This is a genomic window from Amycolatopsis sp. NPDC050768, assembly GCF_040654155.1.
Lineage (GTDB): Bacteria > Actinomycetota > Actinomycetes > Mycobacteriales > Pseudonocardiaceae > Amycolatopsis.
The window spans coordinates 14664-33567 of sequence record NZ_JBFAHL010000025.1 but is presented as its reverse complement, the minus strand read 5'-3'; the positions used below and the strand labels follow the sequence as shown (position 1 = coordinate 33567).

The following is an 18904-nucleotide window of genomic DNA, read 5'->3' as shown; positions in this document are numbered from 1 at the left end:
AGCATATGTCGATGTTCCAGCGAGGGAGACCCATGTCCTTGCGCTCCGACGCCACAGCGCTCCGCCCCGACCTCATCGCGCTCCGCCGATCGCTGCACCGAACCCCCGAGATCGGTCTCGACCTGCCCCGCACCCAGGAAAAGGTGCTCCAGGCCCTCGACGGCCTCGGCCTCGAGATCAGCCTCGGCCGCGACCTGTCGTCGGTGACCGCCGTGCTGCGCGGTGGCGGCGGACCCGGCGGCACCGTGCTGCTGCGCGGCGACATGGACGCGCTGCCCGTCACGGAAGCCTCCGGCGAGGAGTTCTCCTCCGAGATCGACGGCGCCATGCACGCCTGCGGCCACGACCTGCACACGGCCGGGCTCGTCGGCGCCGCGCAGCTGCTCGTCTGCCGCCGCGACCAGCTGGCCGGCGACGTCGTGTTCATGTTCCAGCCCGGCGAAGAAGGCTGCGACGGCGCGAGCTACATGATCGACGAGGGCGTGCTCACCGCGTCCGGCCGCCAGGTCGACGCCGCCTACGGGCTGCACGTTTCGTCTTCGCGCCACGCGCGGGGCCTGTTCACCTGCCGGCCCGGGCCGCTCATGGCCGCGTCCGACGCGGTGAAGGTGCGCGTGGTCGGCGCCGGCGGCCACGGTTCGGCGCCGGAGGCTTCGCGTGACCCCATCCCGGCCGCGTGCGAGATGGTCACCGCTCTCCAGACGCGCATGACCCGGGCGTTCGGCGCGTTCGAGCCGGTGGTGCTCACCGTCGGCAGCTTCCACGCCGGCACGCGGCGCAACGTGATCCCGGACGACGCCGTGTTCGAGGCGACCGTGCGCTCGTTCGACCCGGAGGTGCGCGAGCGCATCCGCGCGCAGGTCGTGCGCGTGTGCGAGGGCATCGCCGCCGCGCACGGCCTGGACGTCGAGATCACCTATGACGCCGAGTACCCCGTGCTGGTGAACCACGACTCCGGCCACGAGTTCATCGCCGGCACGGTGCGTGAGGTCTTCGGCGAGGAACGGTTCGAGCTGCTGGAAGATCCGATGACGGGGTCGGAGGACTTCTCCCGGGTGCTCGGGAAGGTGCCGGGCGCGTTCGTGTTCCTCGGCGCGTCGCGGTCGGACGATCCAGTCGGCGCGCCGAACAACCACTCGCCGCGCGCCGCGTTCGACGACTCGGTGCTCGCCGACGGCGCGACCCTGCTCGCCGCGCTGGCGTGCCGGCAGCTCGCGGTCCTGGCAGCGTGATCACATGCGCAGCTACCACCTCCCGCCGATCATCCCGGTGATCGCGCTGGTCCTCATGCCGTTCCTGCCGTTCGTCAACTCCACCGGGCTGTGGCTCGGCCTGCCGAAGATGCTGGTGTGGGGCGCTTTCTGGTGCCTCATGTTCACCCCGGCCCTGCTGCTGAGCGAGCGCATGATGGCGCGCGCGGGGGCGGGTGACGACTGATGATCCTGACCTTCACGCTCATCGGCATCGTCCTCATCGGCGTGCTCGGCTTCGTCGGGCGGCGCAAGCCCGCGGCGGATCTCAGCGAGTGGACCGTCGGCGGCCGCAAGTTCGGCGCGCTCACGATGTGGTTCCTGCAGGCCGGCGAGGTGTTCACCACCTTCACCTTCCTCGGCATGGCGGGGCTCGCCTTCTCCGGCGGCGTCGCGGCGATGTACGCGCTGCCGTACGTGCCGATCGCCTACGTGGTCCTGTTCTTCCTGGCCAAACGCCTGTGGCGGATGGGCAAGGACCGCGGGTACCTCACGCAGGGCGATTTCCTCGAGGACCGCTTCTCCAGCAAGTTCCTCGGCACGCTCTCGGCCGTGCTCGGCGTGATCTTCGTGCTGCCCTACCTGCAGCTGCAGATCACCGGGCTCGGCCTGATCGTGCGGCTCGTGACCGGCGACGCGGCGTCGGGCAACCTGAGCATGGTGCTCGGCAGCGTGCTGATCGTCGCGTTCGTGCTGTGGGCCGGGCTGCGGGGCGTGGCGGCGACGTCGTACTTCAAGGACGCGATCATGCTCGTGGTCCTCGTGGTGCTGATCATCGCGGTGCCCGCGCACTTCGCCGGCGGCGTCTCGGGCGTGTTCCACAAGATCGAGCAGCTGCACCCGGAGAAGCTGTTCATCCACGCCGGCAGCAACGACCACACGTGGTTCATCACCAGCATGATCGTGAGCGCGATCGGCGTCGGCCTGATGACGCTGCCGCACTCGTGGCCCGCGCTGATGGCCGCGCGCGACCCGAAGGTGCTGCGGCGCAACTACACGTGGATGCCGATCTACGAGCTGTGCCTGCTGCTGCCGATGATCATCGGTTTCGCCGCGATCCTCGTGGTGGACAAGACCAGCGACCCCAACGGCGTGCTCCTGACCCTGAGCAAGGACGCGCTGCCGGGCTGGGTCACGGGGCTGGTCGTCGTGGCGGCCACGGCCACCGCGATGGTGCCCGCGGCCGGCATCCTCATCGGGATCTCGTCGCTGGTGGCCCGCAACATCGTGCGGGTGCGCGGGGAGCGCAGGCAGTTCTGGATCAACCACGGCACGGTCGTGCTCGCGAGCGCGCTCGCGTTGGTGCTCGGCATCTTCCGGCCCGACCTGCTCGCGAACCTGCTCCTGCTCACGTACTCCGGCTCGGTGCAGCTCGCGCCGGCCAACCTGCTGGGCTTCCTCAAGAAGGTGCCGGTCGGTAAGGGCCCGGTGCTCGCCGGGCTGATCGCCGGCGAGATCGTGGTCATCTGGCTGACCTTCTTCGACACGGAGTTCGCGGGCACCGTGAACGTCGGCCTGATCGGGCTCGCGGCCAACGTCGTGGTGCTCGCCGTGGCCACCGGCATCGAGCGGGCCGTGACGCGGCCCGGTGTTCCCGTGAAGACAGGAGAACCGGTATGACCCGCACGGTGTTCAGCGGCGGCTCGGTGTTCGACGGCACCGGCAGCGCCCCCGCTCCGGCCGACGTCGTGGTGGAAGACGGCCGGATCGTCGAGCTCGGCACCGGCCTCGACGGCGACCGTTCGGTCGACTGCACCGGCGCGACGCTGTTGCCCGGTTTGTTCGACTGCCACGTGCACGTGACGGTGTCGGACCTCGGGTTGCTGCCGCGCGTGCAGAAGCCGTTCTCGTACCAGTTCTACGAGGCCGCCCGCAACCTCTGGACCACGCTCAAGCTCGGCATCACGACCGTGCGCGACGCGGCCGGCGCCGACCTCGGCATCAAGCAGGCCGTGGCCGACGGGCTGATCCCCGGGCCGCGGCTGCAGATCGCCATCGGCCTGATCAGCCCCACCGGCGGCCACGGCGACGGCTGGATGCCCTCGGGCCACTGCCTTCCGCTGTCGCTGCCCCACCCCGGCCGCCCCGACGCGACGGCCGACGGCCCGGACGAGATGCGCCGCGTCGCGCGGACGTTGCTGCGCGCCGGCGCGGACGTGCTGAAGGTCTGCACCACCGGCGGCGTCCTGTCACCCCGCGACGACCCGCGGCACTCGCAGTTCACACTGGAGGAGCTCGACGTCCTCGTCACCGAGGCCCAGATGCAGGGCCGCGCCGTGATGGCCCACGCTCAGGGCGCGGAGGGCATCAAGAACGCCGTGCGCGCCGGCATCCGCTCCATCGAGCACGGCATCTACCTCGACGACGAGGCCATCGAGCTCATGCTGGCCCGCGGCACCTGGCTTGTGCCGACGCTGGTGGCGCCGGTCAACGTCATCCGCGCGGCCGCGGCGGGTGCTTCGCTGCCGGACGCCGTGGTGCAGAAGGCCAAGGAGGTCGCGGAGGTCCACGCCGACTCGGTGCGCCGGGCGGTCGCCGCGGGCGTGCGGATCGCGATGGGGACGGACAGCGGGGTGGGTCCCCACGGGACGAACCTGGAGGAGCTGGAGCTGATGCGCTCGTGCGGTATGAGCCCGGCCGACGTGCTCGTGGCGACCACGTCGTCGGCCGCCCGGTTGCTCGGCATGGAGGGCGAGCTGGGCCGGCTCGCTCCCGGTCATCGCGCGGACATCGTGGTGGTGGCCGGGGATCCGTACGACTTCGCCGACCTGGCGGCCAACGTCCGCGAGGTCTGGCAGGACGGCGTGCGGGCGGTGTGACGCTTCGCGGTGCTTCGGCTCGTCCGGGGCCGAGGCACCGCGGTGTCGTCGCCGGCATGCTCGGCTGATGGGCATGAGCAGAGTCCCGAAGTGCGCCCGGGCGCCCAAATCACCGCCCAGGAAATCTGCTGCTGCCGGTTCTCCGGCGCCATCGCCGAGGACTGCGAGCTCTCTGCACAGGCGCGGCCACCGCTGTCAGCCGCGCTGGGTGCCGGGGATCAGGGCTGATCATCCGCGGATGCTCGCGAATCGGGGCACCACAACGAAAGCCGCCCTCTTGCCGATGCTCGACGGGTTCGCCGTCGAGCGGTGCCTCCTCATCTCGTCCGGCTAGAACGCGCCGAGTCCCACCGGGACGCCCAGACCGGTCGGGCCGTCCCAGCCGAGGCCGGCGGAGCAGACGACGGGCTTGAACTGCGCGCAGTCGGCGGGGCCGTGCTGGGCGTTGGAGCCGGAGGAGACGTCGGCGATCGTGCCGGGAGGGGCGCTGTACAAGGTGTTCGGACCGTCCACACCGGACAGCCGACCGCCGCGGGCGTAGAGGCCGGCGACGAAGGGCGAGGCGGCGCTGGTGCCGCCGACGATGAGCCAGCCGGCTTTGCCGCCGTTGGGCGCGTAGGAGCGGTAGACGGCGACGCCGGTGAGCGGGTCGGCGACCGCGGAGACGTCGGAGCCCGCGCGGTGGCCCGAGCAGTTGGCGGCGATGGCGGCCGGCTGGCCTTGCGCGGGACCGAGGTCGAGGGCGCAGCCGCTGCCGGCGCCGACCCAGCGCTGCTGCTCGCCGTGTGGGGTGAACAGGCTGCCCCAGGCCTTCTGCACGAACGAGCCGCCGGAGCCGCTCAGCGACGTGCCGCCGACCGACGTGACCCACGGCAGTTCTTGCGGCCACAGCTGCGGCCCGCCGAGATAACCCTTGTCGCCGGACGCGGCGACCACTGCCATGCCCGGGTGGTGCAGCGCCACGGCGGGCGCGCCGGCGCCGAGGTAGTCGCCCTGCAGTCCGGTGGGCACGCCGTAGCTCATGCTCACGGCGCTCGAACGCAGGCTCGCCGCGTAGCTCACGGCGGTGCCGAAGTCGTCGGCGAGCTGGCCGGGCAGCTGCAGCAGCACGGCGTTGAGCAGGCGCCCGACGTCCATCGGGATCTGGACCATGGTGATGCGGCACATCGGGCACGCGGCGGAGGCGAGGTCGACGTCGAGCGCGGTCTCGGTGGCGTAGGCCTCCTCGATCTCGCCGAGCCCGTCGACGGGCTTGAGCGCCGGCCCGCCGTGGTAGTCGGTGATCTTGAGGCAGCCGTCGGCCGTGGTGCACTCGGGCAGGCCGAACTGGCCGCGGTAGGTCGTGAGGTCGGCCTCCAGCGTCGGGTACGCGCCGATGCCGACGATCGTCACCATGCCGCGTTCGCCGGTCTTCGCGTCCGGCAGGTGGTAGGCGCGCGCCAGATCGGCGGGCGAGAACCCGGCCGGCGCGGGGGTGGTGAGGGGATCGGCCGACGCCTTGTCGCGCGTGACGACGTTCGTCAGGCAGCCGAGATCCACCTGGTGCCCCTGTACGACCCCGGTGCACGAGTCGGCGACGCCGTGGTCCTGGCCCAGCGTGCCCGCGCGCACCGCCTGCGCGACCTGGGCCGTGGCGGCGTCCGGCGGCGTGGCTGTGGCAGGTGCGGCGAGCGGAACAGCGACGACAACGGCCAGTACGAGCGCCCGACCCAGCTTCATGCTCACTCCCCTCGGCGGCGACCTCCTCAGGCCTACACCGCCGAGCCGGGCGCGGCAGGGGCGGACGCGTCCTCGCACCCGCACGAGTGAACAGTCACCGGCCGAACGTGACCGCCGCCCGAACCGCGGCGGGGACTTTCGCGCGCAGCTCGGGGTCCGGAGCCGCGCCGAGGGCGTCGTTGACCGTCGCGAACGCCAGCCGCAGCGCGATCCACGTGGTGGCCTCGAAGATCTCGCGGTCGTCCAGACCGGCGGCGCGCAGCGCGGCCACGTCCTCGGCAGTCGTCGCATTCGGGTCGCCGAGGACTTTTCGGGCCCACCCCGCGAGCGCCGACTCCCGTTCGGACACCTGCGCCGGCTCGCCGCGCAGCACGGCCGCCGCGGTGGCGTCGTCGGTCAGGCTCGCCAGCCGGGCGCCCCACGCGAGTGCGCAGTAGGAGTCGCCGCGCGCGGCCGCAGTGGCGGCCACCAGCACCGCCGCCTCCCGCGCGGACAGGCCCGAGGAACCCATGAGTGTCGCGCGCAGTTCGCTGAACGCGACGAGCACATCGGGCCGCCAGGCCCACACGCGCGTGAGGTTGTTGACGTACCCGTCGGAACCGAGGTCCTCGCCGTACACCGCTTCGACGGCGAGGCCCGGGGGAGGTTCGGTGAGGAAGGAGTGTCTCATCGAGTCAGTGTGCGCGCGTCCGTCCGGTCGCGACAGTCCCACCAATCCAGCACCCGCATCGCATGAAAGGTCAGCCACTTCGACGGTTCCCCGCCCGGCACGTCGATCTCGAACCAGACTTCACCAGGATGACGCCGGGCCTGCAGCCATGTTCCGTCGGGCTGCCGTTCCGTGCGGATGATCTCGACGGCTTCGGCCATCCGCGGATCCGGGGCGGTGCCGTCGAACAGCGCGGCGGCGCGGAAGTAGTCCGCCGCGTTGAGGAGGTTGTAGAACCAGCGGAACGGGTAGCCGAAGTGCCGGACCCACGGCGCGATCGGCTCACCCGTCGACAGCCGCCGGAACAGGCTGCGGGACAACAGGTACTCCTCGCCGCCGCGGCGCGCGTCGTCGACAGAGCCCACCGGACCGCCGGCTTTCTCGTAGTCCAGCAAGGCCTTCAGCGCGTTGAGGGTCGAGTGGACGGACGAGCGCTCGGCTCCCTCGACCCAGAGGCAGTTCCAGCCGCCGTCGACCAACCGGTGCTCCATGAACCACCTAGCGATGCCGTGGACGTCGGCGCCCAGCCACAGGCCGTTGGACAGCGTCCACGAGTTGATGCAGACGTCGACCTCGCCGTCCCAGTACGGCAGGTTCTCGTACTCCCACCGGCTGTTGCGCGCCAGCAGTTCGGCCGTGCCGTTGAGCACCGACGCGTCGAGGCCCCAGTCGCGCAGCGAGTTGAGCGACCACGTGGTCGCGGTCCACGGCTGGCCGTCTTCCGGCGAGCCCTGGAACTCGGCGGGGAAGAACGCGCCGCCGGCCCACTGGCCGTCCGGGTCCTGCAGGGCGAGCAGCCGCGCGCCGAACCCCTCCGTGGCGACGCGGGCGCGCGTCGCCTCCCAGACCTCCGGTGGCGAGCCCGCGAGGTCGCGTTCGACCTGCCAGCGCAGCGCCGGGTCGGAGTCGAGCAGCCACGGAAGCACCTCAGCCATGGGCCGACTCTACGGCGGCCTCAGCCCGAAGTCAGCCCGTGGCGGTAGGCGTATCCGACGGCCTGCGCCCGATCACGTGCGCCGATCTTGCCGAGGATGCGGTTGATGTGGCTCTTCACCGTGGCTTCGGCCACGAAGAGCCGGTGCGCGATCTCGGTGTTGGACAGGCCGTCGGCGATCAACGTCAGCACGTCCACCTCGCGTGGCGTCAGGCCGTCGGGCGCTTCGGCGGACGGCGGGCGGGGCGCGCCGGCCGTGAGCGCGTCCACGAGGTGGTGCTGCACCGCGGGGTCGATCACGGCCGCGCCGCGCGTCACCTGGCCCAGGGCGCGGCGGATGTCGTCGGCCCCGGCGTCTTTCGTGAGGTAGCCGCGGGCGCCGGCCTGCAACGCGTCGAGCACGGACTTGTCGTCGGCGTACGTGGTGAGCGCGACGACCTGCACGTCGTGGTCGCGGGCGCGGATGCGGCGCGTGGCCTCGATGCCGTCGCAGCGCGGCATGCGCAGGTCCATCAGCACGACGTCCGGCTTCAGCTGCCCGGCCAGCTCGGCTGCCTGGTCGCCGTCGGCCGCCGTGCCGACGACCTCGACGCCCGGGAGCAGCCCGAGCAGCATCGACAGGCCGTCGCGCACCACGCGCTGGTCGTCGGCCACCAGCACGCGGATCACGCCGGTGCCCACAGGCTCACCCGGAACCCCGTGCCGGTCGGCGCGGCCTCGAGCTGCCCGCCCAGCAGCTCGGCGCGCTCGCGCATGCCGCTCACGCCGTAACCGTGGTCGCCGGGTGCCGCACCCGGGCTGCCGAGATCCTCGACGGTCAGCAGCGTGCCGCCCGGTTCGTAGCTCAGCCGCAGGTCCACGCGCTCGGCGTCGGCGTGCTTGCGGACGTTGGTCAGCGCCTCCTGCGCCACCCGGTACAGCGTCAGCCGCGTCTGCGCGGCCAGCTCCGGCGCCTGCCCGCTCACGGTGACCTCGCACGGGATCCCGGTGTCGCGTTCGAACTCCGCCGCCAGCACCGGCAGCCGCTCCGGGCCCGGCAGGTCCTCGCCGCGCAGCGCGCCGATCGCCTGGCGCGCCTCGGCGAGCCCGCTCTGCGCGAGCTGGTGGGCGCGTTCCACGGTGTCGGTCAGCCGCGGGTCCGCTCCACTGTGGACGGACAGCAGCCGGGCTCCTTCGAGGTGCAGCAGCAGACCGGACAGCGAGTGGGCGAGCACGTCGTGCATCTCTCGCGCGAGCCGCTGCCGCTCGGCCAGCGCCGCCGCCCGGACCTGGGCCGCGCGGGTCTGTTCGAGCTCCTCCGTGCGTTCACGCAGCTTCCGCATGTAGACGCCCAGGCGGTAGAACGCCAGCACGCCGAACGCGCTCAGCAGCGTCGGAACGGCCTCGTGGCGCGCGCCGAACAGGCTCGCCGCCACGAGCGTCGCCACGACCAGGCCGGCGACGATCCCGCCCCTGCGCGGAGTCAGCCGCGCCGACGCCGTGGCCGCCAGCAGGAACCCGCCGAAGAACCCCGTGCCGTTGGGCTCGAGCCACACCAGCGTCACGGAGCTGGCCAGCACGAGGAGGAACAAGCCGATCTCGACCGGCACCGGCAGCCGCCACTGCTGCACGCCGTACATCAGCATCGCCCCGCCGAGCAGCACGCCGAGCAGGCCGAGCAGCACCCCGAGCCCCTGGCCGTGCAGCGCGGGGCGTGGTTCGGACTTCGCCGCGAGCCACGTGAGCAGCACCAGGATGAGCACCGAGACCAGCCGCTGGACGCGGTGGTCGGCGCTGTTCACGTGTGCGTCGGACACCCGGCCGACGATATCGGCGGTGTACGCGGGAGTCGTCAACCCTCGGGTGTAGATCCGCGGGCCGCGGCCATACTGTCGGCCATGACCACGATCGAGAAGAGCGAGGAGCGGCACGCCTCCTGGCTCGAACTGTTCTTCGACCTGGTGGCTGTGGCCGGGGTCGCGCAGCTGGCGCACCTGGTGCACGGCAGCACGTCCTGGGGCGACGTCGGACTGTATGTGGTGTGCTTCCTGGCTTTCTGGACGGCGTGGATGTGCTTCACCGTCTACGGCAACGTCGCGAAGGGCGCCGCCCGCACGATGCCCGTGCTGCTGGCGATGGCCGGGCTCGCGTTCATGGCCGCGTCCGTGGAGGGCATCCACGGCGAGCACGCGAAGGTGTTCGCCATCGCCTACATCGCCGTGCGCGCCCTGGCCGACCGCGTGTGGGAGAGCCGCCGCGGCGGTGTGCGCGTGATCGTCGACTGGCCGGTGGCTCAGCTGGGGTTCGGCGTGGTGCCGTGGGTGGCCTCGCTCTGGGTCGACTCGCCGTGGCGCTACGGGCTGTGGGCGCTGGGGCTGGCGCTCGACCTGGTGATCACGTTCGCGGTTTCCGGCGACCGGCTCGTCGCCAACATCACCGGGAAGCTCGCGCACCGCGACGGCCCCCGCCCGCGCCCGACGCTCGCCCGCCTCGACACCGTGCACTTCGGCGAACGGCTGGGCCTGTTCACGATCATCGTGCTCGGCGAAGGCGTCCTCAACGTCACCGACGCGATGGCCGCAATCCCCGAATGGAACCACTCCCGCGTGTTCCTGACGGTGATCGCCGCGCTGGCCCTGCTCGCGACCCTCTGGGGAACCTCGCTCAACCAGGGCTTCGGTGGCATTCCGTACCTGGCCGCCGACGCTCTCGGGCCGCGCCTGTTGCTGCCCCTGCACTGCCTGGTGGCCGGCTTGCTGGCCGCGTTCGCGGGGGCGCTGGGCGACGCCGTCGAGTCGGTCTCCGAGGGCCATCTCCCCACGTCCACGCGCTGGCTCCTGTGCGGCAGCATCGCGGCGTTCGCGGTGATCGGCTCCCTCGCCGGGCTGGCGGCGGGCCGCGGGGTCCAGTGGGCCGTGGTGACGGTGATCCCGGGCCTGGCGATCCCGCTGACGCTGGGACTGGCGGGTCAGACGCTGGCCCCGGGGGTGTTCCTGTGGCTGCTGGTCGTGGCCGCGGGCGCGGGCCTGCTGCGACGCCGTTCCGCGGAGCCGGCGGCCGCGTAGACCCGTGGGTGGAGAAGGATTTCCCACCCTGGAGCCGACGCGGTGAGGGGGCGCCGAAAGCCACGCTGAGCAGGTCCGAATCACCGAAGGGGAGGACCTGCTCGTGAAACCCGAACTGCTGCGCCGGCTGCTGCCGAGCCTGGTGCTGAACATCGCGCTGCCGCTGGTGGTGTACGTGGTGCTGAAGCCTGTCGTGGCGAGCGAGGTGGTGGCGCTGGCGATCTCCGCGGCCATCCCGCTGCTCGTCACGGTCGGCGAGTTCGCCGTCCGGCGGCGGCTGGATCCGGTCGGGGTGGTGGCGATCGCGGGGTTCGTGGTGATGCTCGTGGTCCTGGGGCTCACGGGCGGCAACGAGCTCGTGCTGAAGCTGCAGGACGCCGTGCTGACCGGGCCGGTGGGGATCGTGCTGATCGGCTCGGCGGTGGTCGGGAAGCCCTTGCTGCTCCTGGGTCTCCGGTTCACGGGCCGCCCCACGCCCGCACCGGCTCAGCGCAGGGGGATCACCGTGATGACGGCTCTGCTCGGCGGGGTCCTCGCCCTCCACGCGGCGGTGCTGCTGGTGCTGGCGATCTCCCTGCCGACCACGACGTTCCTGGCCGTGGGCAAGCCCGTCGGCTGGGCCGTGATCGGCGCCGGCTTGCTGGCAATGTTCGTCTACCGCAACCGGCTGCGTGCGGCGTGAGTGAGCCGTGGGTCGTGCGGAGGTCAAGCGGCTCTTCGCCGACCCACGGCTCGAGCCGGACCTGCGCCTCGCCGTGCCGGCCGACGACCCGCGGTTGCGCGCCGACGTCGGGCACACGGCGTTCGCCGAGCTGCCCGTGACGTGGTGAGCGGTCAGGCCTGCGCCGACGCGAGCAGCTCGCGCAGGGCGGCCGCGAACTTCGGCGCGTTGCGTTGCGGCGCCAGGTGCGCGCCGGGGACCTCGACGAACGGCAGGCCCAGCTCGAGCGCCAGGATCTTCGCCGGCTGGTAGTGGTAGCGGCCGCGGCTGGCTTCGCCGGCGACGGGAACGATCTCGGTGCTCGCGCGGCGCAGGGCGCGCAGGTCCGGCAGGTAGTCGAAGAACTCGGCGAGCTCGCGGTCGAACAGGCGCAGCCAGTCGGCCTCGTGCGGCAGACGAAGATTGGGCAGATCGGGCAGCGCCGCGCCAGCGATGCCGTCGGAGAAGCGCGTGACGGCGCCCATCAGATCACCCGAACGGGCCAGCCGGATCTGGTCGTTCGCGGCCTCGAGCCAGCCCGTGGCGTCGGGCATCAGCTGCACCGCGGGCGGTTCGTGCGCGACGAGCACGGAAACCCGGTCGGGGTGGCGCCCCACGAGGTCGAGGCCGATCTGCGCGCCGGCGCTGGTGCCGAACACAGGGACCGGGCCGGCGCCGACATGGTCGAGCACGGCGAGCGCGTCGTCCGAATGCAGCGAAACCGGCACCGGGCCCGTGGTGGTGTCGGTGCTGGCGAAGTGGCCGCGCCGGTCGTAGGTGACCACGGTGTGGTCCGTCTGCAGTTGCTTGACGAGCGCGCGCAGCGAGTCCGCGCCGCCGGTGCCCCCGGGGATGAGCAGCAGCATCGGGCCCTCGCCACCGATGCGGACGGCGAGCTCGCCCTCCGCGACCGGGCAGCGGCTTTCCGAGATCATGCCTTGAAGTCAAGCACAACCGCCGTCGCCGAGGCGGCGCAGGATCGCCTCCGCGTCGGCCACGATTCCCCCGATCAGGTCCGCCACCGACGGCAGGTCGTGCAGCAGCCCGACGACCTGCCCGGACGCCAGCACACCGGCCGCCGGGTCGCCGTCGACGAGGCCCGCGCGCAGCAGCATCGGCGTGTTGGCGGCCATCAGCACTTGCGCCCGCGTTCGCCCGCTTGTGCGCAGCCGCAGGCCCTCGCGCACGAGCGCGGCCCACGAAAGCCCGCTCGACCGGCGGAACCGGGCGGCGTTCCCGGCGGCGCGCGCGAACCCGGCGAGCGGACCGGACTTCTCCAGCGCGTCGACGAGTTCGGTGCGCAGGACGCGGTGCGCGACGCCGTCGACCTTGCGCGTGACGACGGTGCCGGCGAGGTCGTGGTCCAGGTACAGCTGCTTCACCGCGTCGGGCACCGTGCTTTCGCGCGTGAGCAGGAACCGGGTGCCCATCGCGATCCCTGCCGCGCCGTAGGCGAGCGCGGCCGCCAGGCCCCGGCCGTCGAAGAAACCGCCCGCGGCGACCACGGGGATGTCGACGGCGTCGAGCACAGCGGGCAGTAGCAGCGTCGTGGCGACGCCGCCGGTGTGCCCGCCGCCTTCGCCGCCCTGCACGACGACGGCGTCGGCGCCCCAGGCCGCGACCTTCTCCGCGTGCCGTGTCGCGCCGACCGACGGCACGACGACCACGCCGTGGTCCTTGAGCTTGGTGAGCAGCTCCCGCCTTGGAGCCAGCGCGAAGGACGCGACTTTCACGCCTTCGGTGATCAGCAGATCGACGCGCCGGGCGGCGTCTTCGGCGTCGGCGCGGAGGTTGACGCCGAACGGGTTTTCGGTGCGGGACCGGGTTTCCTTGATCGCGGCGGCCAGCTCGTCGTAGGTCATGGTGGCCGAGGCGAGGATGCCGAGGCCCCCTGCTTCGGCGGTCGCGGACACGAGCCGGGGGCCCGCGACCCAGCCCATGCCGGTCTGGACGACGGGGTGGCGGACGCCGACGAGGTCGGTCAGCGCGGTTCTCACGACGGAACTTCCTTGTCGCGCAGGAACTTCGGGTCCAGGACTTCTCGGATCAGCCGTAGTTCGTCGTCGCCGGGTGCGCGGGTCTGTCCGGTGCCGGAGGTGTCGAGCGGGAACGACGTCGCCGCGGTGGCGTCCTCGACGGAAACCCCGGGGTGCACGGAAAGCAGCCGCGGCGCGTGGTCCGCGCCGCCGAAGTCGAGTAGGCCGAGGTTGGTCACCACGCGGTACACGTCGTGGTACGGAAGGGAAGCCGCCCGCGCGTAGCCGACGCCGGACACCACGTCCACGCGGTCGACGAACACCCGCCGGCTGTGGCGTGGCACCCAGTAGCTCGTGCGGTGGTTCACGGTGTTGCCGGGTCCGCCGCGTACGCCGAGAAGCTGCTTCGCGGGCTTCGCGTGCGAGCCGATGGCGGAGATGTTCTGGTTGCCCTCGCGGTCGATTTGGTTCGCACCCATCACGACGTGCCGTTTTCCGTGCGGCACCACGGTGTCGAGCACCTTGCGGAACGGCTGCCAGCCTTCGACGACGCCGTCGGCCGTCACGAGGGACGCCTCGCCGTCGGTGAGCAGCAGATCAGGCTCGAACGTCAGCCGGGCGAGTTCCGCACCCAACGCCGGGACGAAACCCATGGGGCTGACCACGATCTCGCCGTCGCCGCGGAACAGCTCGGCGCACGCGATCACGGCGTACTCGGCGCGCGTCACGTCGGTCATGCCGCCTCCTCGGCGAAGCGGGCCACTTCGCGTTGGTATCGGGCTTCGTCGCCCGACAGGAACCGGTCCGCGAAACTCGGCCACCTGCCCGTGTCCTTGGCCGAGGCCGCGTAGTGGCGCTGGAAGTTCTCGTCGCGGCCGTAGTCGGGCACGGCGCTGGTGAAGTGCGCGCCGTGCGGGGTTTCGACGACGCCGTGCACGCTCGCGCGGTTGAGCAGCAGGCTCTGCAGGGGCGCGGCGGACAGTTCCGCAGTGGGGACAACGCGTTCGACGGAGACGTAACAGCGGTCGGCGGCGAGGGCGAACAGCTCGTCGAAGTACGGGTCGGGGCCGAGGTACTGGGCGTTGCCGCGGGCGTCGGCGCGGTTGAGGTGGACGAGCGCCGCGTCGAGCTTGAGCGCGGGGACGGCCAGGAACTCCTCGCCGTCGGCGTAGGGGGAGCGGATCGTGCGCAGGTGCGGGTTCAGCGTCACGACGTCGGAGCCGAGGCCGGCGCGGGTCGGGAGGAACGGAAGCCGTTGGGCCGCGGCCGATAGGCCGGTGCCGAGCACGCCCTCGTCGTACTCCGTGACCTCGAACGCGCCGGCTTCGCGGGCGCGGGTGAACCACGGGTCGTACGGGATCGAGTCGAGCGTGACGAACCCGAAGACCAGCCGGCGGATCTTGCCCGCGGCGGCGAGGAGGCCGACGTCCGGGCCGCCGTAGGAGACGACGGTGAGGTCCTTCAGCGGGGAGCGCAGAATCGCGCGGACGAAGGCCATCGGCTTGCGCCGCGAACCCCAGCCGCCGAGGCCGACGGTCATGCCGTCGCGCAGCTCGGCGACCACCTCGTCGGCTGTCATCCGCTTGTCGCTCAAGGCTTCACCCCTCCGTCGAGGAACTGCTGCCGGGCGGCGCCGGACACGCCGGCGAGGTTGAGCTGGAAAGTGAAGCCCTGCTCGAAGCGGTAGCTGCGGTGCACGGGCTGCACGTCGATGCCGTTGATCGCTTGTTTGGCCGCGCGGATCACGCGGGTGTCCTTCGCGGCGATCCTGCGCGCGAGGGCCAGGGCTGTCGCGTCGAGCTCTTCGCGGGGTACGACCGCGTACACGGAACCGTGGTGGTGAAGCTGCTTCGCGGAGATCGTTTCGGCTGTGTAATACAGCGCGCGCATGAGGTGCTGCGGGACGAGCCGCGCGAGGTGTGTGGCCGCACCGAGCGCGCCGCGGTCGACCTCGGGCAGGCCGAACTCGGCGTCTTCGCTGGCCACGACGACGTCGGCGTTGCCGGCCAGCCCGACCCCGCCGCCGAGGCAGAACCCTTGCACGGCCGCGATCACCGGGACCGCGCAGTCGTACACGGCGGAGAAGGCGGCGGCGCAGCCCTCGTTCGCGCCGATGAGTGCGGTGTGACCGGGGTCGTGCTGGATCTCCTTGATGTCGACGCCGGCGTTGAAGCCGCGGCCCTCGGCGCGCAGCACCACGACGTGGGTTTCGGGGTCGCGGCCCGCGTTCGTGACGGCTTCGGCGAGGGCGAACCAGCCGTCCGCGGTGAGCGCGTTGACCGGCGGAGCGGCCACCGTCACCACGGCGACGCCGGGCTCCGGGGAGTGCGTGGACACGGTCATGGTCACCTCTGACGGGTTACAAACCTAGCACTTGCTTGGTACGTTAGCACGGCAACGGCGACGCGGCGGGAGGGCGTGAGTGGCACTGGATCTACAGCTCGACGGCGCCGTCGTGCTGGTCACCGGCGGGACGCGCGGGGTCGGGGCAGGGATCGCCGCGGTGTTCCGCGACGCGGGTGCACGGGTGGTCGTGTGCGCGCGAAGTGGTGCCGGCGCGGATTTCGTGCGGTGCGACGTGCGTGAGCCGGCGGAGGTCGCGCGGCTGGTTTCTTTGGTGGTGACGGAGTACGGACGGCTGGACGTGCTGGTGAACAACGCCGGAGGAGCGCCGTTCGCGGACACAGCCACGGCGTCGGCGCGGTTCCACGAGAAGGTGGTCGCGTTGAACCTGCTGGCGCCGCTGGGGGTTGCGCAGGCGGCGAACGCCGTGATGCAGCAGCAGGAAGGTGGCGGGGTGATCGTGAACGTGAGCAGTGTCAGTGCGACGCGGCCTTCGCCCCGGACGGCGGCGTATGGGGCGGCCAAGGCGGGGCTCGACAACTTGACGGCGACCTTGGCGGTGGAGTGGGCGCCGAAGGTGCGGGTGAACGCGCTCGACGTGGGGATGGTCGGGACCTCGCCCGAGTTGTATGACTCCTCGGTTGCCGCGACCGTGCCGTTGGGACGGTTGGCGACGCCGGCGGAGGTGGGGGCGTGTGCGGTGTTTTTGGCTTCTCCGTTGGCTTCGTACGTGAGTGGTGCGCGGCTGGCGGTGCACGGCGGTGGTGAGGCGCCGGCGTATCTGCGGGCCGGTTCGGAAGGGGTGTGACGTGGGGCTGGTCGACGGTCGGGTCGTGGTGGTCACCGGTGCGGGGCGCGGGATCGGGCGGGCGCACGCGCTGGCGTTCGCGGCCGAGGGCGCGCGGGTGGTGGTGAACGACGGCGGGGCTTCGCCGGACGGCAGCGGGGGTACGGCGGGTCCGGCGGGGCTGGTGGTGTCGGAGATTCGCGCTCTCGGCGGGGAAGCGGTGGCGAACACGGACGACGTCGCCGATTGGGACGGTGCGGCGCGGCTGGTGTCGGCGGCGGTGGACTCGTTCGGTGGGCTGGACGTGCTCGTGGCCAACGCCGGGTTCCTGAGGGACCGGATGCTGGTGAACCTGTCGGAGGAGGAGTGGGACGCCGTCGTGCGGGTGCATCTGAAGGGGCACTTCGCGCCGTTGCGGCATGCTGCCGCGTACTGGCGCGCGGAGGCGAAGGCGGGGCGCGCGCGGTCGGCGCGGGTGGTGCTGACGAGCTCGGGCGCGGGCCTGTTGGGGAGTGTCGGGCAGGGCAATTATTCGGCGGCGAAGGCGGGGATCCTGGGGCTCGCTTCTGTCGCCGCGGCCGAGCTGGCGCGGTACGGGGTGCTGGTCAACGCGATCGCGCCGGCCGCGCGGACGCGGATGACGGAGGGGACGTTCGACATGACGGCGCCGGCGTCGGGGTTCGACGCGATGGCGCCGGAGAACGTGTCGCCTTTGGTGGTGTGGCTGGGTTCCGTCGAGTCGGCCGGCGTCACGGGGCGGGTGTTCGAAGTGGACGGTGGCCGCGTGTCCCTCGCGGACGGCTGGCGCCACGGCCCGTCGCGCGACAAGGGCACACGCTGGGAGCCGGCCGAACTGGGCCCGGTGGTGGCGTCGTTGCTCGCTTCCGCGCCTTCACCTGAACCGGTGTACGGCGCTTGAGCTTGTTTTGTCGGTGGCGCGTGCTTGACTCGTTCGCATGACCACCTGGCAGACCTTCGCGGCGGCCGCCCCCTCGCTGGCCGAGCGCATCCACGAACGCTTCCTCAGCGGCGAGTCCCACGTCCTGGCCACCCTGCGCCGCGACGGCTCACCTCGCGTGAGCGGCTCCGAAGTCTCCTTCCGCGACGACGGCTCCCTGTACGTCGGCTCGATGCTCGACGCCCGCAAAGCCCGCGACCTCCAACACGACGGCCGCTTCGCCCTCCACGCCTTCCCCGGCATCGAAGAAAACGGCCCAGGCGATGCGAAACTCGCCGGTGTCGCCCGGGAAATCACCGACGACCGCGCCGACTCCGGCAGCCACCTCTTCGAACTGGACATCGACGAAGCGGTCTACACGTGGGTCGCGGACAACACGCTGTTCGTCGAGTCTTGGCACGCGGGGGGTGCTTGGGTGCGTTTCGCGCGACCGGACAACGGCCCGGTGGAGCGCACGGTGCTGGGTTGAGTGTTGCGCGGTTGCGCGAGGGCTGCCGCGGCGGTCGTTCGGGACAGGCGGTGCCGGGGTGCTTGAGCCCGATCGGTTTTGGCTGAGTGCGTTGGGGTGTCTTCCGGTGGCCTTGGGTAACGCCGGGTTCGGCCTGTCCGCCGGTGGATCACGCGTGCGGTGACGGCGCTGGGCCGGGTGGTTGAATGCGGGGATGCGTCTGGTGGAGGACCTGGTCGACGAGCCCGGCACGCTGCTGATCATCGGGCCGTCGAAGGCCAAGGTCACCGGCGGCAGTCCCAGTCCGGCGGCTCGTGCGGACTGGCCCGAGGAACTGCTCCGGGCTCGTGAGGAACTCCTGCCCCGGTCCGCTGTCGACGACCGGACGCGGCTGCCGGCGTGGCAGCGCTACAACGGTCACTTCTACCGGCACGTCGGCGACGCGCTGCCCGACGCCGCGGCGTCCGGACGACTGCTCATCCTCAGCGGTGGCTACGGCGTCGCGAGGGCGGACGAGCCGATCGCGTTCTACGACCGGAAACTCCGCCTGCGCGACTGGCCGCCCGGCACGCTCGAGGCCGCGATCCAGTACGAGGTGCACCGGCTCGGTGCCCGGCGGGTCCTCGGGTTCGGGTCCGCGAGCGCGGACTACGCGAAGCTGCTGCGCCGCGTGCCCTGGGAGGTCGAGGCGACGTTGGTGACCGTCGACTTCCACGGAGGCGGCGCGCAGGTCGAAGTTCCGAAGCGGCTCGCCCACGCCTTCGCCGCGGCGTGGCGGCGTGAGCCTGGGCGGAGGCCGCCGGGGGTCGTCGCCGTGCCGCTGTCGTGAGCCGGTTCAGGCCCGGACCCACAGGCAGAACGGGTGCCCGGCCGGATCGAGGTACACGCGGACGTGCTTCTGCGGCTGGAACGGCGCGAGCCGCGCCCCGGCCGCGACGGCTTTCGCGCCTGCCTGCGCCAGATCGTCGACTTCGATGTCCAGGTGCAGCATCATCTGCTGGTACCCGGGCTCCTGCGGCCACCTCGGCGGCACCAGCTCACGTTCCAGCTGGAAGGACAGGCCGGGCCCACCCTCGGGCGGCCGCAGCGTGACCCAGTCCGGCTCGTCCACGCCGAGGGGCCACCGCAGCAGCGCCTGGTAGAACTTCGCCAGCGCCCGCGGGTCGGGCGCGCCGAGCACGGTCGCGGTCAGTTTCATCGCCCCAGCGTAAGCCGAT

General features: G+C 72.0%; 22 protein-coding genes. 11 read left to right on the top strand and 11 right to left on the bottom strand.

All coding sequences use genetic code 11. The annotated features are described in order from the left end of the window. Positions 1 to 32 precede the first annotated feature (32 nt). Genes AB0H62_RS45235 through AB0H62_RS45220 form a run of 4 tightly spaced genes read left to right on the top strand, consistent with a single transcriptional unit; the run spans position 33 to position 4069 of the window. Positions 33 to 1232 carry a M20 family metallopeptidase gene (locus tag AB0H62_RS45235; RefSeq protein ID WP_220238264.1) on the top strand — a complete coding sequence of 400 codons (1200 nt, stop codon included), beginning with the start codon at positions 33 to 35 and terminating at the stop codon, positions 1230 to 1232. Positions 1233 to 1236: 4 nt separating this feature from the next. Next, positions 1237 to 1437, top strand: coding sequence for a hypothetical protein (locus tag AB0H62_RS45230; protein WP_220238265.1), 201 nt, complete (start codon positions 1237 to 1239; stop codon positions 1435 to 1437). Beyond that, positions 1437 to 2870, top strand: coding sequence for a sodium:solute symporter family protein (locus AB0H62_RS45225; RefSeq protein ID WP_360592358.1), 1434 nt, complete (start codon positions 1437 to 1439; stop codon positions 2868 to 2870). The genes AB0H62_RS45230 and AB0H62_RS45225 overlap by 1 nt, the downstream gene beginning before the upstream one ends. Beyond that, positions 2867 to 4069: an amidohydrolase family protein gene (locus AB0H62_RS45220; protein WP_360592357.1), complete on the top strand. Its 1203-nt coding sequence runs from the start codon at positions 2867 to 2869 to the stop codon at positions 4067 to 4069. Before AB0H62_RS45225 ends, AB0H62_RS45220 begins: the two co-directional genes overlap by 4 nt. 330 nt (positions 4070 to 4399) lie before the next feature. On the opposite strand, the gene AB0H62_RS45215 is transcribed toward AB0H62_RS45220, so the two are convergent. The 5 genes from AB0H62_RS45215 to AB0H62_RS45195 form a co-directional block, all read right to left on the bottom strand. Further along, a complete protein-coding gene (locus tag AB0H62_RS45215) occupies positions 4400 to 5788 on the bottom strand; it encodes a S8 family serine peptidase (protein WP_220238268.1) in 1389 nt (462 codons plus the stop codon). Between the two features lie 94 nt (positions 5789 to 5882). Then, positions 5883 to 6458 carry a hypothetical protein gene (locus AB0H62_RS45210; protein WP_220238269.1) on the bottom strand — a complete coding sequence of 192 codons (576 nt, stop codon included), beginning with the start codon at positions 6456 to 6458 and terminating at the stop codon, positions 5883 to 5885. Next, positions 6455 to 7432: a squalene cyclase gene (locus AB0H62_RS45205; RefSeq protein ID WP_220238270.1), complete on the bottom strand. Its 978-nt coding sequence runs from the start codon at positions 7430 to 7432 to the stop codon at positions 6455 to 6457. The genes AB0H62_RS45210 and AB0H62_RS45205 overlap by 4 nt, the downstream gene beginning before the upstream one ends. Before the next feature lie 20 nt (positions 7433 to 7452). Next, positions 7453 to 8112 carry a response regulator transcription factor gene (locus AB0H62_RS45200; RefSeq protein WP_266118359.1) on the bottom strand — a complete coding sequence of 220 codons (660 nt, stop codon included), beginning with the start codon at positions 8110 to 8112 and terminating at the stop codon, positions 7453 to 7455. Then, entirely contained in the window at positions 8097 to 9227 is a 1131-nt protein-coding gene (locus AB0H62_RS45195; protein WP_360592356.1) for a sensor histidine kinase, read from the bottom strand. The genes AB0H62_RS45200 and AB0H62_RS45195 overlap by 16 nt, the downstream gene beginning before the upstream one ends. An 81-nt stretch (positions 9228 to 9308) precedes the next feature. Here AB0H62_RS45195 and AB0H62_RS45190 point away from each other — a divergent pair, with 81 nt between their 5' ends. The 3 genes from AB0H62_RS45190 (at position 9309) to AB0H62_RS45180 (ending at position 11305) form a co-directional block, all read left to right on the top strand. Next, a complete protein-coding gene (locus AB0H62_RS45190) occupies positions 9309 to 10475 on the top strand; it encodes a low temperature requirement protein A (protein WP_360592355.1) in 1167 nt (388 codons plus the stop codon). 103 nt (positions 10476 to 10578) lie between these two features. Then, complete coding sequence (locus AB0H62_RS45185; protein ID WP_220238273.1) at positions 10579 to 11157, top strand: VC0807 family protein; 579 nt, start codon at positions 10579 to 10581, stop codon at positions 11155 to 11157. A gap of 7 nt (positions 11158 to 11164) precedes the next feature. Then, a complete protein-coding gene (locus AB0H62_RS45180; RefSeq protein WP_360592354.1) occupies positions 11165 to 11305 on the top strand; it encodes a hypothetical protein in 141 nt (46 codons plus the stop codon). 4 nt (positions 11306 to 11309) lie between these two features. Here AB0H62_RS45180 and AB0H62_RS45175 read toward each other — a convergent pair whose 3' ends face one another. Genes AB0H62_RS45175 through AB0H62_RS45155 form a run of 5 tightly spaced genes read right to left on the bottom strand, consistent with a single transcriptional unit; the run spans position 11310 to position 15494 of the window. After that, a complete protein-coding gene (locus AB0H62_RS45175; protein ID WP_220238275.1) occupies positions 11310 to 12110 on the bottom strand; it encodes an alpha/beta hydrolase in 801 nt (266 codons plus the stop codon). A 9-nt stretch (positions 12111 to 12119) separates the two neighbouring features. Beyond that, the gene (locus tag AB0H62_RS45170) at positions 12120 to 13172 is read right to left on the bottom strand and encodes a nitronate monooxygenase (protein ID WP_360592353.1); all 1053 of its coding nucleotides are present in this window, start codon (positions 13170 to 13172) and stop codon (positions 12120 to 12122) included. Further along, positions 13169 to 13888: a CoA-transferase gene (locus AB0H62_RS45165; protein ID WP_360592352.1), complete on the bottom strand. Its 720-nt coding sequence runs from the start codon at positions 13886 to 13888 to the stop codon at positions 13169 to 13171. The genes AB0H62_RS45170 and AB0H62_RS45165 overlap by 4 nt, the downstream gene beginning before the upstream one ends. Further along, positions 13885 to 14745, bottom strand: coding sequence for a CoA-transferase (locus tag AB0H62_RS45160; RefSeq protein ID WP_360592351.1), 861 nt, complete (start codon positions 14743 to 14745; stop codon positions 13885 to 13887). Before AB0H62_RS45160 ends, AB0H62_RS45165 begins: the two co-directional genes overlap by 4 nt. After that, positions 14742 to 15494: an enoyl-CoA hydratase family protein gene (locus tag AB0H62_RS45155; protein ID WP_220238279.1), complete on the bottom strand. Its 753-nt coding sequence runs from the start codon at positions 15492 to 15494 to the stop codon at positions 14742 to 14744. Before AB0H62_RS45155 ends, AB0H62_RS45160 begins: the two co-directional genes overlap by 4 nt. A 79-nt stretch (positions 15495 to 15573) precedes the next feature. Here AB0H62_RS45155 and AB0H62_RS45150 point away from each other — a divergent pair, with 79 nt between their 5' ends. From AB0H62_RS45150 to AB0H62_RS45135, 4 genes are all read left to right on the top strand, one after another. Then, positions 15574 to 16302, top strand: coding sequence for an SDR family oxidoreductase (locus AB0H62_RS45150; protein ID WP_220238280.1), 729 nt, complete (start codon positions 15574 to 15576; stop codon positions 16300 to 16302). Position 16303: 1 nt separating this feature from the next. Beyond that, entirely contained in the window at positions 16304 to 17200 is an 897-nt protein-coding gene (locus AB0H62_RS45145) for an SDR family oxidoreductase (RefSeq protein WP_360592350.1), read from the top strand. A 37-nt stretch (positions 17201 to 17237) separates the two neighbouring features. Next, entirely contained in the window at positions 17238 to 17708 is a 471-nt protein-coding gene (locus tag AB0H62_RS45140) for a pyridoxamine 5'-phosphate oxidase family protein (RefSeq protein WP_220238282.1), read from the top strand. Between the two features lie 193 nt (positions 17709 to 17901). Further along, positions 17902 to 18516, top strand: coding sequence for a hypothetical protein (locus tag AB0H62_RS45135; protein WP_220238283.1), 615 nt, complete (start codon positions 17902 to 17904; stop codon positions 18514 to 18516). Positions 18517 to 18522: 6 nt separating this feature from the next. On the opposite strand, the gene AB0H62_RS45130 is transcribed toward AB0H62_RS45135, so the two are convergent. Continuing rightward, on the bottom strand, positions 18523 to 18885 hold the full coding sequence (locus AB0H62_RS45130; RefSeq protein ID WP_220238284.1) for a VOC family protein: 363 nt from the start codon (positions 18883 to 18885) through the stop codon (positions 18523 to 18525). Positions 18886 to 18904: the final 19 nt, after the last annotated feature.

Coding starts and splice junctions, on each gene's coding strand:
- AB0H62_RS45235 (WP_220238264.1), top strand. CDS start 33: ATGTCCTTGCGCTCCGACGCCACAGCGCTCCGCCCCGACCTCATCGCG.
- AB0H62_RS45230 (WP_220238265.1), top strand. CDS start 1,237: ATGCGCAGCTACCACCTCCCGCCGATCATCCCGGTGATCGCGCTGGTC.
- AB0H62_RS45225 (WP_360592358.1), top strand. CDS start 1,437: ATGATCCTGACCTTCACGCTCATCGGCATCGTCCTCATCGGCGTGCTC.
- AB0H62_RS45220 (WP_360592357.1), top strand. CDS start 2,867: ATGACCCGCACGGTGTTCAGCGGCGGCTCGGTGTTCGACGGCACCGGC.
- AB0H62_RS45215 (WP_220238268.1), bottom strand. CDS start 5,788: ATGAAGCTGGGTCGGGCGCTCGTACTGGCCGTTGTCGTCGCTGTTCCG.
- AB0H62_RS45210 (WP_220238269.1), bottom strand. CDS start 6,458: ATGAGACACTCCTTCCTCACCGAACCTCCCCCGGGCCTCGCCGTCGAA.
- AB0H62_RS45205 (WP_220238270.1), bottom strand. CDS start 7,432: ATGGCTGAGGTGCTTCCGTGGCTGCTCGACTCCGACCCGGCGCTGCGC.
- AB0H62_RS45190 (WP_360592355.1), top strand. CDS start 9,309: ATGACCACGATCGAGAAGAGCGAGGAGCGGCACGCCTCCTGGCTCGAA.
- AB0H62_RS45175 (WP_220238275.1), bottom strand. CDS start 12,110: ATGATCTCGGAAAGCCGCTGCCCGGTCGCGGAGGGCGAGCTCGCCGTC.
- AB0H62_RS45165 (WP_360592352.1), bottom strand. CDS start 13,888: ATGACCGACGTGACGCGCGCCGAGTACGCCGTGATCGCGTGCGCCGAG.
- AB0H62_RS45155 (WP_220238279.1), bottom strand. CDS start 15,494: ATGACCGTGTCCACGCACTCCCCGGAGCCCGGCGTCGCCGTGGTGACG.
- AB0H62_RS45140 (WP_220238282.1), top strand. CDS start 17,238: ATGACCACCTGGCAGACCTTCGCGGCGGCCGCCCCCTCGCTGGCCGAG.
- AB0H62_RS45135 (WP_220238283.1), top strand. CDS start 17,902: ATGCGTCTGGTGGAGGACCTGGTCGACGAGCCCGGCACGCTGCTGATC.
- AB0H62_RS45130 (WP_220238284.1), bottom strand. CDS start 18,885: ATGAAACTGACCGCGACCGTGCTCGGCGCGCCCGACCCGCGGGCGCTG.